Source organism: Allobaculum sp. JKK-2023 (assembly GCF_034745455.1).
In the GTDB taxonomy this organism is placed as follows: Bacteria; Bacillota_I; Bacilli_A; order Erysipelotrichales; family Erysipelotrichaceae; genus Allobaculum.
The window spans coordinates 1,431,115-1,443,481 of the sequence record NZ_JAYERV010000003.1; the positions used below are offsets into that span (position 1 = coordinate 1,431,115).

11 protein-coding genes are annotated in these 12,367 nt (G+C 44.9%); 2 read left to right on the forward strand and 9 right to left on the reverse strand.

Features of this window, described 5'->3' with window-relative positions:
• Nucleotides 1–70: 70 nt before the first annotated feature.
• The 7 genes from U4956_RS05815 to U4956_RS05845 form a co-directional block, all read right to left on the reverse strand.
• Nucleotides 71–1,069, reverse strand: a complete 999-nt coding sequence (locus U4956_RS05815; protein WP_323089617.1) for a glycyl-radical enzyme activating protein — start codon at nt 1,067–1,069, stop codon at nt 71–73.
• Entirely contained in the window at nt 1,056–3,401 is a 2,346-nt protein-coding gene (locus U4956_RS05820; protein WP_323089618.1) for a formate C-acetyltransferase/glycerol dehydratase family glycyl radical enzyme, read from the reverse strand. The genes U4956_RS05815 and U4956_RS05820 overlap by 14 nt, the downstream gene beginning before the upstream one ends.
• 275 nt (nt 3,402–3,676) lie before the next feature.
• Nucleotides 3,677–4,423 carry a YczE/YyaS/YitT family protein gene (locus tag U4956_RS05825; RefSeq protein WP_323089619.1) on the reverse strand — a complete coding sequence of 249 codons (747 nt, stop codon included), beginning with the start codon at nt 4,421–4,423 and terminating at the stop codon, nt 3,677–3,679.
• On the reverse strand, nt 4,420–5,046 hold the full coding sequence (locus U4956_RS05830) for a MarR family winged helix-turn-helix transcriptional regulator (protein WP_323089620.1): 627 nt from the start codon (nt 5,044–5,046) through the stop codon (nt 4,420–4,422). The genes U4956_RS05825 and U4956_RS05830 overlap by 4 nt, the downstream gene beginning before the upstream one ends.
• Nucleotides 5,047–5,339: 293 nt before the next feature.
• The gene (locus U4956_RS05835) at nt 5,340–5,933 is read right to left on the reverse strand and encodes an ABC-2 transporter permease (protein WP_323089621.1); all 594 of its coding nucleotides are present in this window, start codon (nt 5,931–5,933) and stop codon (nt 5,340–5,342) included.
• Nucleotides 5,930–6,787 carry an ABC transporter ATP-binding protein gene (locus U4956_RS05840; RefSeq protein WP_323089623.1) on the reverse strand — a complete coding sequence of 286 codons (858 nt, stop codon included), beginning with the start codon at nt 6,785–6,787 and terminating at the stop codon, nt 5,930–5,932. Before U4956_RS05840 ends, U4956_RS05835 begins: the two co-directional genes overlap by 4 nt.
• Nucleotides 6,788–6,789: 2 nt before the next feature.
• Nucleotides 6,790–7,161: a GntR family transcriptional regulator gene (locus tag U4956_RS05845; RefSeq protein WP_323089624.1), complete on the reverse strand. Its 372-nt coding sequence runs from the start codon at nt 7,159–7,161 to the stop codon at nt 6,790–6,792.
• A gap of 309 nt (nt 7,162–7,470) precedes the next feature.
• Here U4956_RS05845 and U4956_RS05850 point away from each other — a divergent pair, with 309 nt between their 5' ends.
• On the forward strand, nt 7,471–8,238 hold the full coding sequence (locus U4956_RS05850; RefSeq protein ID WP_323089625.1) for a DeoR/GlpR family DNA-binding transcription regulator: 768 nt from the start codon (nt 7,471–7,473) through the stop codon (nt 8,236–8,238).
• Between the two features lie 242 nt (nt 8,239–8,480).
• On the forward strand, nt 8,481–8,747 hold the full coding sequence (locus U4956_RS05855; protein ID WP_323089626.1) for an FRAT-87 protein: 267 nt from the start codon (nt 8,481–8,483) through the stop codon (nt 8,745–8,747).
• Nucleotides 8,748–9,048: 301 nt separating this feature from the next.
• On the opposite strand, the gene U4956_RS05860 is transcribed toward U4956_RS05855, so the two are convergent.
• Together U4956_RS05860 and U4956_RS05865 are read right to left on the reverse strand one after the other, a co-directional pair.
• On the reverse strand, nt 9,049–10,908 hold the full coding sequence (locus tag U4956_RS05860) for an ISL3 family transposase (protein WP_323089321.1): 1,860 nt from the start codon (nt 10,906–10,908) through the stop codon (nt 9,049–9,051).
• Between the two features lie 250 nt (nt 10,909–11,158).
• Nucleotides 11,159–12,196, reverse strand: coding sequence for a hypothetical protein (locus U4956_RS05865; protein ID WP_323089627.1), 1,038 nt, complete (start codon nt 12,194–12,196; stop codon nt 11,159–11,161).
• Nucleotides 12,197–12,367: the final 171 nt, after the last annotated feature.

The following is a 12,367-nucleotide window of genomic DNA, read 5'->3' on the forward strand; positions in this document are numbered from 1 at the left end:
TCCAACAGCTCCAAGCTGTCTTTTTCTATGTTTGTCTGTCCTATATTTGTTTGTTCTATATTTGTCTGTTCTATTTTTCGATAACCAGATTTCTGATCCCGTTCTCTCGGGCAATCTGGTAAAAGTGCTCCAATTGCGCTTTACTGAATGGTTTGGCATCTTCCAGTATCCAAATTTTGCCAGCCATTTCATATTTAGAAGGAGCAAGTGGGTTGTAGTTGAGCATTTCCCAGTGCACTTCAGGATTATGATCCGAAAGCCACTTCGCAATACCGGCAATATTTTCATCGGTCGCCGTATATCCCGGAATTAGTGGGGTACGGACAATTACCCGCTTGCTGATGTCAGGATCTGAAATCATCCAGGCAATATTTTTGAGAATGCGTCGGTTGTCTGTCCCGGTAGCTTCTTTATGTTTTTGCAAATCGAGAACCTTGAGATCACAATACACATGATCAAGCAGCGCTACGGCTTGCTTTACCAGGTTGTGATCGGCATAGAAGCTGGATTCAATGGCTGTATTCAGGCCTGCCTGTTTACAGGCCGAAAGAATATCAACTAAAAACTGTCCCTGTAAAAACGGTTCGCCTCCGGAAAATGTGACGCCGCCATCCTTCTGGAAGAAGACTTCATCCCGTCTGATTTTTTCCAGGAGCTGGTCAACGGTATAAGCCTCGCAGTCATAGCGGATTGCTCTGGCCGGACATCCATCCACAATCGCTTCAAAGCCGCCTTTGCTGGCATAGTTGATCACAGGATGATCTTCTTTCCAGTGGATCTGGTCCTGATCAGCCAGATGGAGACATGTTTTGCAGCCGATGCATTGCTTTTTTAAGAACACCGGCCGACGGTGACTTTCCAGCCCTTCCGGATTCTGGCACCATTTGCAGCGCAGAGGACATCCTTTGAAAAAGACTGTTGTTCTGAGTCCTTTGCCATCGTGAACCGCAAAGCGTTTGAGATCAAAGACAAGAGCCTTGGATGGATGAATCTCAAAGCCACCTGTTTGATCGCTTTTATCGAGACCTGGTGTCTGGTTGAGCGTCTTGTCAGAATTAGATGTCTTCATAAGTCGTCCGTTCAATAATTTCATTCTGTAACTTGGTGGCCAGTTCCGTGAAGTAAGCGGTATAGCCGGCAACTCGCACGGTTAACGACTGGTGGCGTTCGGGATGAATCTGAGCATCCAGCAGATCTTCTTTGCGGACGACGTTGAACTGGATATGTGGAATTTTCAGGTCCACAAAGCCGCGCAAGAAGGTTTCAAATTTATTGCGGCCTTCCTGGGTCTTGAAAAATTCAGGAAGAAATTTCATATTCAACAAGCCGCCATTGGTCGTGCAGCGGTTGTCCAGCCGGCTGACAGAACGAAGAACAGCCGTCGGTCCTTCAAGATCCCGGCCATAGACTGGAGACATCCCCCCATCAGCCAGCGGCGTCATCGCATTGCGGCCATCGGCACTGGCGCCGACATTTTCACCCATTGGAACATGGGCACTGACGGTATACATGCCGGTATGATAGGGTCCACCGCGATAATTGGTAAAGTCATCCATCCGGTCTCTGAAGTAGTCTGCCCATTTAACCCCCATGTCATCGACCCATTCCACATCATTGCCATATTTAGGCGCCCGTTTTAAAAGCTGGGTCTGTACAATTTCATAGCCTTTAAAATCATGACGCAGGGCTTCAAGCAAGTCTTTAGCTTCAATACGCTTTTCATCAAAAACCAGTTCTTTGATTGCGGCCAGCGAATCCGCCAGGTTGGCTGCCTGGATGATCTGGATGCCGGAAAGATTATAGCGGGCTCCGCCGCAGGTTACATCCAGGCCTTTTTCCAGGCAGTCATCGATTACGCAGGAAAGGAAAGCGGTGGGCAGGCATTGCTGGTGAGCTTTTTCCACAACAACTTCAGCGGCCATCATTTCATCGATGAAGTAGTCGATGGTCTTCTGGAAGCCTTCTTCCAGCTGCTCAAATGTCTGATAAGTATCCAGTCCACCATAATCAGGGCCGAGCTGTTCTCCGGTAAGCAGGCAGACGCCATGATTCAAAGCCAGTTCAAGCGCTTTGTTCATATTAAACATGGCGGCATCACTCCAGCCCAGATTATTTCCATGCGTTGTCAGTTCGACGCAGCCGACGATCGCATAGTTGCGTGCATCTTCCTGCGTAATCCCCAGATTCTGCATTGGTTCAATAATGGCTTCATCATTGAAGAACTGCGGCATACCGCTGCCTCGGGCAACAACTTCGATGGCTCTTTGCATCAGTTCATGGCTGGTATTCTGGTTTAAACGAACCGACAGGTTTGGCTGCGGCAAGCCCAGATCGTATTGGGCATCCAGGAAGAGTAAAGACAGATCATTATGGGTATCCCTGCCATCTGCATCGACACCGCCAATGGCAATATTGAATCCAATCGGGAAACCCGCAAAGTATTTGGCAGAGTGGGCATTGCGAAGATACACAATCTGGTTGAATTTCAGCCATAAGGCTTCAATCAGTTCCAGCGCTTTCTGTTCGGTCAGTCTGCCTTCTTCAATATCTTTCTGGTAATACGGATATAAATACTGGTCCATGCGGCCCGGCGAGAAACTGGAAGCATTGGATTCCATGTGCAGAACAGTAAATAAGAACCAGACACTTTGCAGCGCTTCGTGGAACGTTTTTGGCGGACGAACCGCAAGGTCGTTACAAATCCTGGCCAGTTCCTGCAAATCCTCTTGATATTCCGGATTTTCTTTAGCGGTCTGTTCGAGCAGCGTGCCATAGCGGCGCATGAACGTCTGAACGCCTTCAAGTGTCATTTGCACAGCCTGATAGAAGTCCGGATTTTCCGGATGCTTCTTTGCACTTTCTTTTGTCTTTTCAATCAGTCCAGCCGGTCCCAGTTTTAACCAGAGTTCTGTATCCGGGCAGATATGACCCTGGGCATGGTCTTTCTGGTTGATCTTAACGACTTTCGCCATGGCGCTGATTTCTGGTCCATATTCTTTCGAGATGACATCTTCCATGGACCGGCCATGCCAGTATGGATAAATCGACGTCCGGAATTCTTCAATGTCTTCCGGACGGACCTGGAAGCGGTCCTGCGCTCTGGTTGGCAGAGTTTCGAACTCTTCATTGACCCAGCGCAACCCACTTTCCGGAAAGACGATTCCGGCACGAACACCTTTTGAGCGGTTGCCGACAATCAGCTCTTCAGGCTTTATGGCAATTTCCAGCTCTTCCAGGCATGTCTTTAAAGCAAGTGCCCGTTTGAGCGGAGTGGAAAGTTCTTCATTTTCCTGATAAACACGAGTAATGATCCGTGCCTGTTCAATGGAGGCAAACCGTGGTTCCTCCAACATTTCCCGTTTGAGAATTTCAATGCGTTTTGAATCTTTCAGCTTTTCCATAGCAGCCTCCTTTTTTACTGGTTTCTTTCTGGTTTCAGAATATCATTCAAAAGAAAGCTATCCAATTCAAAAATAGGACAAAAGAAATAACCAAAATTTGACTCTGTATTCAAAAGCTTAAATCTTGTTTTTACCTTTTATTCAAAAATTATTTCGCTGTCCTGCTAAAAAGCCTGGATTTCAGGGGGGATGAAATCCAGGCTGGATTGAAATATTCTGGGTTTGTCTTTCCAAATATCTTATCTATATCTTATCTATATCTTATCTATTCTCTATTATTCGATCCTGGCCAGAAGTTCACTGTTGACGACCAGTTCATCGTCTTTTTCAGCGAGCTGTTCAAAGTATTCGTGTAAAGGCAGAATTTTCTTGAACAGGGCAATGAACCGGCCAACCAGCAGCGCGGATAAAATCGTTCCCAGGCCAACCCCGCGAAGTCCGCCAAAGAAAATACAGGAAAGAAGGACACCAAGCAGACAGAATGTGAGATCCTGCAGATTTTTAGCCATGCCTAAAGACAATGAGAATCGAACTGAAACCGCATTGGTCAGGCCATCGGTTGGAACTTTGAGCACATCAGGGGCCAGTTCAATCACCACACCCAAACCGAGCACTGCACATCCCAAAACAAAGATCACCAGACTGCCAAAGAAATCCATTTCAGGAATAAAGGACAAAACACTCATCCAGAAATCGGTCACCAGACCGAAAGCCAGGGTAGCCGGAATCTGGCCGATGCGCTGGGTCAAATCAAAACGGTTTCCAAGCAGAATCCATTCCAGGCCAAAGATCAGGACATTCAGCACAAACGTTGTCGTTCCAAACGAGAAAGCAGGATATTTCAGGGTGGTCACATACGCGACTGCAGAGGCTGGCGAAGTGCCAAGCCCGGCTTTGGTAATCAGACAGATTCCGCAGGCTACAATCATTAGCCCAAACAGAAAAACAAGATATTGTCCGATCAGTTTTCGGGCTGTATCTGGTTTATGAAGCGTTTTTTCCTGACTCTGTACTGGTTTCATTTTTCCATCTCCTTTTTCGCATTGGCACTCATCCGCGCCAGAAAATCACTGAGTATTGCTTTTTCTTCTTCAGAAAATCCTTCCAGAATAATCCGGTCTACTTCCTGACCGATTTTCAGAACCTGCAACGCCTGCTCCAGACCAAAGGGCGTCAGTTCAATGGTGCACGAACGTCGATCGGTCAGGCTTGGCTTTTTTTCGATCAGACCTTTCTGCTCCATCAGCTTGAGCAAGGTTGTCGTCGAAGATTTATCCAATACACACCAGGCCGCAATTTCTTTGGGGGTATTGCCTCGTTTCTCATACAGGCACTGCAAAATTTTGGGCTGACCGGGATCCAGATTGATCTTTGCGGTTCTGGACATATGAACCCGCCCCACCTGTCTTGAGGACTGCATGACCAGATAATGCATATCCAATGCTCCTGGCTGCTCTGCCATTCTTTGTTGGGTTTGGTCTCTTTTCTGGGTTTGGTCCTTTTGCTGGATTGATCCAGTTGGTTTGCTTCTTCCCTGATCTGGGTCTTTCACCTGCAAAGAAGACAATTCGATTTTTTCTGGCTGGGGATCATGTCCAGTCCGCTTTGGTTTCTTTTCCCTGTTCTGTATTTTCTGATCCTGCATGTTCTGGTTCTCCATCTCTTTGTTTTGCACTTCTTACTTTTATGTTTCTGATTGTTTTTCGATTTTCTTTTTGCGAGATCATCTTACCGAAAATATAGTTTGAATTCAAACTATATTTTCGGCTTTCTCCCTTCTTCTCGGCAGAACCGTGGGGTTTTCCACCAAAAAAGGCCGGAATTGGAAATTTCCGACCTCATTACAATTCTTATATTCATTTTGCAAGCTATTCCAGGCCTGCTTTTGATTCATCGCTGATCTTGAAAGACTTTCTTTATTCGTTGTTTTCTGGATCATCAATACGTTTTCTGGCGGATCCGGCTGAGGGATACCCCATACGATACCGCCAGACAGAGAACAATTGCGATGGCAATCAGCCACCATTGGCTCAAATACGGAATAAACTGACTGAAATCCACATCATCTGTAATCAGAACAGCACCGGACAGAACCACAGCCAGAATGACTCCGACATATACCCCTGCATTTTTCGTACCAAAAATCAGAAAAGCCGGGATCATGACACTGATCATGACCAGTCCTGCGCTCAGACTGCTTGCTGCCATGAGCAGGTGGACCTGCCATTGGGCTGGCGAAAGGACCAGTTCGATAAGCAGCTGAAGCACAGCCACAAGCATGCCGCCAGCCACCGGATAGAGGTAGAGTTCCGCCGCACAGGCTGAATCTGAAAATGGCAGCGTAAACAGAAACTTTCCGGTAGGCTCTTCCACTTTGACCACAGCGATTTTCATCAGCAGAGTCATCACCAGAATCACCAGCAGAGCTGACAGGTCCAAGAACAAGTAGAAAATGATCAACAGTCCAAACACCAGCAGCGTGCGTTTCATCTGCAAGGTAGTCTGAAAATCGTAAACAAACAGTCCTCTCATTTTGTATCCTCCGGCTGTCCTTTTTCAAACAGCTCAATCAAATCATCCAGACCGGCTCGGTCCAGAACCAGTTCTGGGTAGTTTTCCTGATAATACTGGCGGTCCTTGACCAGAACCTTCACTCCACCCGCAAAGGGCATCGTTCGGATGACACCGCGCAAGTCAACTTGACCTGCCTGGCCAGCATCCAGATGCAGCAGACCATACTCATCCAGTATGGTGCCGATTTCTTCATGCAGCCTCAGCTGACCTTTTTGAATCAGGTAGACATCATCGCAAAGTTCCTCAATATCAGAAGCAATATGCGAACTGATCAGAATACTGCGCCCTGGAGTCTCCATATACGTCTGAAGGATCTCCATCAGTTCATGACGGGCGAGAACGTCCAGGCCTGAAGTCGGCTCATCCAAAATGAGCAGATCTGGATGATGGCTGATTGCCGCGGCCAGCTTCAGGCGGACCCGCTGTCCTGTGGACATAGACTCCAGACTCTGATCCATTTTTATCTTTAGTGTTTTACACAGCTCCAGATACTCTTCGTTCGAGAAGTCCGGATAAAATGCGCCCAGAATTTTGCCGATTCCTTTCGCATTCAAAGTTCCATTGAAGCCAGAATCCGGAAAAACAACCCCAATTCTGGCTTTCTGCGTTGGATTCAGGCTGTCGATATCCTGCTCAAAAACACGAATCGATCCGCTATCGGCTTTTTCCAGTCCCAGAATCAGCCGAAATAAAGTGGATTTCCCCGATCCATTCACCCCAATCAGGCCAGTGATGGTTCCCGGTTCAATTTGTAAAGTGGCATCCAGACGAAATCCTGGATAGGTTTTCACGACATCTTTAAGTTGAATCATAGTTATTCCTCCAGCAGCAGGCTGACCATTTCCAGAATCTCCTGACTGCTCATTCCCATCAGCCTGGCTTTGGCGATGGTCTGGTTAAGAGCCTCTTCAATCTGGCGACGCGCCTGCTCCTGGCTGAACTGGGGATCAATCGCATTCACATACGACCCTTTCCCATGAACAGTCGTCACCAGTCCTTCACTGTCCAGCTGATCGTAGGCCTTTTTCACGGTCAATGCTGAAATGTGATAGTCTCTGGCTACTGCCCGGACACTTGGCAGCTGCGTGCCTTCTTTAAGTGTGCCGTCCTGAATCTGGCGGCGGAGCTGGGCGGTAATCTGTTCGTAAACAGGTGTCATTGAAGAGGATGAAATCTGCAGGTTCATTTGTTTTCCTCCACAAACACTATATAACAGTTGATAACAGTTGTAAACAGTGAGAAACAGTTTAAACAGTTAATTCTCTGTTCTTGTTCTCTCCTGCTGGTTTTACGATTTTACGGTTTTACGGACTTGCCTTCGAATTTCAGCCAAGGAATGAGTCAAGGAATCGCGGAACACGCAAAATAAAGGTTGGCAAAAGTGAGGAATTTGGCTGGTTTGATCTACAGGCAAAGCTACAATATCTGTAGTTCCTCCCTTTTCACTCACAGAGGATTGTGGATTTTCAATATCCGCAAAAGAAAGGATGGTAGCATGCGGAAATCAAAAGAAGCCAGACTCTCTCAAATTCAAAGCCTTCTGGAAGAACACGAATCCATGGCCGTTAAGGATTTAGCTGATACCCTGGCCGTCACGCCAGAAACAATCCGTCAGGATCTTAATATTCTGGAGCGCAAAGATGTCATCGTCCGTGAGCACGGCCTGGCCCGCATTGTCAAAAATCAGGTTGAAATTCCTTTTGAGGTGCGCAAAAGCATTCATTTCGATCTGAAACAACGCATCATGTTTGAGGCTATTTCCCAGATTGAAGATGGATCCACGGTGTTTCTGGACTCGGGAACCACCATTTATTCCGGACTCGACCTGCTTCGTTCGAAAAAAGACATTACCGTCGTGACCAATGCCATTCCGATTGCGGATGCCTGTCTGGATCTTGGCATTCAGGTTCTGCTCGTTGGGGGAATGATGATTCAACGCGGCAAACGGGCAGATGGCTACTTTGCGATGCAGCTGCTCGATCAGATTCATATCGATCTGGCCATCATGGCATCCGATGGCATCCGCAATCTTGGCGGGATCAGCGTCTATTCCATTGAAGAATTCGGAACCAAGCGCAAAGTCCAGGAACGGGCTGATCGTCTGATCGCAGTGATCGATCGCTCCAAGTTTGATCGTAAAGGGGCCTTTAAAGCCATTGACTTCAAAGATTTTGATCTGGTCATCACCAATACTCTCAATGACGAGCAAAGAGCCCAGATTGAAAACAAGACTCAGATTCTTGAAGTTCCTGATGATCAATGATTTATCCGCTTTCCAGCAGCCCAAACAATTACATCGAAGCCAATCCTTCAAGGACTGTTTTGAGGGAGCAATTGAATAGACTGTTTTTAAATCTCAGTGATTTTTTCTTTCTCTCATTCTCAGATTCAATCCATCCGAAGCGAATGAAGGAACCGTTAATATTCCGAAAAGTTTCTGAGCGTTTCAAAAGGATGTTTGTAGGCAGACCGGTATGATGAACGTGTAAAGAAAAGGGGGTCACGATGACCATGACTAAAGAAGAATTCAAGAAAGTATTAGAAACTGCAGTAGGCGGAACAGCTTACGGTGACGAAATCATCGAAGACTTAGTAGCACACTTCGACGAAACTGGAAAATACGCTCAGACTGCTAAAGACCGTCTCGACGAGAGAATCGGCTCCATGACTGGCTGGGAAAAGAAACACCGTGCAGAAGGCGACACTGCTAAAGCAGACGCTGAAGCTGAAAAAATCGCTATCGCTAAAAAAGCCCTCGCAGCTATCGAATAGTTTTCTGACCACGCACAAAAAAAACGGGAACCCCCATTCCCGTTTTTTTATTGCATTTTTTGGATCATTGATTTTCTGCTGATCTTTCATTCTCGATGCAAGGTTTCCCCATCCTGCTAACCGCATGATTCTGGATACCATTTTAATAAAAATCAGTCTTTTTTCAGCCCAATATTCAAAACACGAATCCAAAACTACCGAATTGATGGCCAAAATTCTGGATCTTACGCAAATGTAGTTTTTAACACTAGTGATCAGTAGAAGCCTCTCATTCTGACTGTTTCTCATTCATGATCATTGTTTAAATGACCGTTTTGTCTTCCCAACGTGATTTTTCAATCCAGTCTGCTAACAAAGTTCTGGCATTTAATCCACCACACGTTATACTAGATTGGGCATAAAACTTATGGAACAGGTGTTCAATGTTGGCTCTGCCAAACATGGTACGTTTGACAAGCTTATAGCGGCAGTTGCCGCCTTCAACGAACCCGCTGCTATGCTCATAGGATATTGCGTTCTTGACCGGCGCAATATCTTTTTTTATGCCGTTTATAAAGCCTTGGATTCTACTCTCCTCATATTTGGTACAGAACCAGTCAAGTTTATCTGGATTGTCTCCCATCAATGTCTCATGGAAATCCTTCCAGAGCTGATCGCAGAATCTCACTGCAGGATACTTATCCAGAATCTGTTCGTACACTTTCGCAACTTCAGTCTCCTTCATCTTGTCCCGATCGCTGGTTACCATGTATTTCACGATGTCGTAGCGTTTGACCTGAACCGCTTCAGTGCCCCTGTCATAGTCAAAAGGCTTTATGAGTTCGTCTTTGATATGAGTATTCTTCATCTGATGAATATAATGCAAGACCGTACCATAACAGGCCTTGCATCCTTTAGATTGCAGGTATGAATAGATGACAGCGGGTTTATGGCCATCAATAACCATTTTATAAATTATATTGATATAGTTATCCATGTCTGTCTTATACTTTGGTCGCTTTCTAACCTCTTTTATTCCTTCAACTTCCTCTTCCGTCATCTTCAGGTATTTTTTTAAAGTAGGATAGGAGATGTCATATTTCTCCTGAAAATCCTTGAACTTAGGCTTCACGGTCTCAGCCCATTCTTTTCGCAAAGAACAGATCATTGCGTACTTATCAGAACAGACTTTTGCCTGTCTTTCATACTGTTCTGCGTAAAAATCGTCACTTTTGGCTTTGTCTTTGATGATCTGGCAGTTTGTTTCGGCAACGGGTGTATTGTCATATTCCACTTTTTCTGCAACAGCAGGCGCGGCTTTCTCTGTCTCAGGTTTTACTGAAGTAATCTCTCCATCCTTTACATAGAGTGTAGATGGAATTTCACACTTCAAAATATCCTTAATACGGCCTACAAGATTCTGGAATAAGTGGAAACGGTCTGCTATCTGAGTACAGTCTGGCAAGATCTCAGAAATCGCTGAAGCAAAAGCGGAAGCACGATCACGGGTTACAATCTTAACCTTCTGGTGTTTTTTCAGCCACTCCTTAAGTGCCTGGCCATCTCTTCCATCAAGCAGCGCAATAACCTGGTGCGTTTTCAGATCGTAAATAGCTGTGTGGTAGGTTCGCCCTTTTCTGGAACTGACGTCATCGACACCAATGGCCTTGATATCAGGGTTATCTACGATTGTAATGTTTTTGTAGATTCTGGTGATGGTATCATGGCAGACATCAATGCCCATGGACTGGCACACGTGTGCTGCCACATTTGCCGAGCAGAAGAGTGAAATAGACAGCAGAAAAACAGTAAGTTCGTCACTTTTCCGCTGATTAAAGCGGTATCCCTTGACAGGAAGCACAAAAGTAACTTTCTTACCATGCTTATTGAAGTAGACAAGGCGTTCCTGGCGAATATGAACATAAGCAGTCTGGCCTCCAACAGGCATGGTCTGACAGATGCGTTCCTGATATCCATTTGTGGAAATACATTTTTCACCGTTTGGTCCACTGATTTTCCCGGTTTCTGGAGCATGAATACGAAAAAAGTGGAGGCAGCCATACTTGTCCCGATAATCCTGTCGGTCAGCATCTTTAATCAAATCTTCACCAAAGAGAGAGGACTCAATATCGTGAACAGGCTTATTCTCTTCGTGAATACGGATAAAACTCAGTTTGTTCATTGTCACCACAGTCCTTTCAGAAACCCCTTAAAGAGCATGAAATTCTATGATAATGAAATAAACAATAATGAGCAATAAGGTTATTGATTATAGATGCTTAACAAACCTAATAAAGATAATTAATTTATTTAAATGATCAAAAAAGGGACTGTCATTGCGGACAATCCCTACTGATCACCAGTGTTAAAAACTACATTTGCGTAAGAACCAAAATTCTCGAATATTTCTGTTCAATTTTCACTTGCAATTTTCAGTTTTTGTGAAGCACCGGTAACTGGTGATTGAAAATCCTGGTTTTCTGCTCATAGGCATCAACAAGCAGTTGCGTCTGCCCTGTTTTTGTATAATGGTCAATCATCAGCAATGACAACACGGCCAGCATTCCCCAGTTTTTCTCTCGGCTGCAAATCAAATACATTCTGTTCTTCATCTTCTCTATCCGAGAGGAATTCTGGTTGATCATAGCTTTGAGCAGCGCATACAACACTTCATCTTCTTCACAAAGCTGATAATTTTCATACTCTTTAATCGCCTCCAGGCACTTCTGGTTTTCGCCAAGTCGAAACAGACAATAGGGTTCAAGAATAAAATTCCCAGGATGACGAGGATTCAACTCAGATTTTTCCTGCCTGATAAATTCCAATGCATCCATAAACTGTTCCGATAGAGTAAGAACAAAGATTTTATTTGATACTGCCTGACGACAGATTAAATTATCTCTGAATGTCCTTCTGTTCAAAAGAACTTTATCTAACAGAACAATTGATTTTTTAAAATTACCGGTCATGGCCAGGTAAACTGCTTTGTTATTCCATGCGTTAAATACGCGAAGAAAATTTGCCTCCTGCAGGTATAACTCCTCCGCCTGGCAGATCAGCTCATAAGGTTCATAAAAAGATACTTCCTGATAGGTCAAACATGCCAGATTCTGCTTAATAATCCCTTCAAGCTGTGGCCATTTCCATCCATCCATTTGATGAAGAGCATCTCCATACAATTCAATTGTTCGCTGGCCATCTCCGCCTTTTTGATACATATATCCTTCGCAAAAAAGAAAAAACGCGCGTACATCAGGCGAAAAGTATGGAATAAAATCTTTCGCGTTCTTTAGCTTTTCCACATCCTCTTTATCCATCGGCTTTCGATAATAGAAGTAAACTTCAAAAACTGTTAAATATAAGCACGCAAGTGAGTTTCTGAGATAGGCTCGATTCTGCTCTATCCATTTTTCAACTTCGCCTTCTGCCTCGTAATCTCTGTATGCAAACGCGTTAAAAAGTTTGTCCAATTTTTTCTCAGCTTTTTCAACCAGGGCATAGTCAAAATTGAAGTCCTTGAAGAAACGGTGAACAAATTTGACAAATACATCCGGTTTTAGATTCCTTTTTCCGTTTTCAATCTCACAAAGATTCCCTCTTGAAATATTCAGACAATTTGCGGTTTGCTCAATCGTCAGATT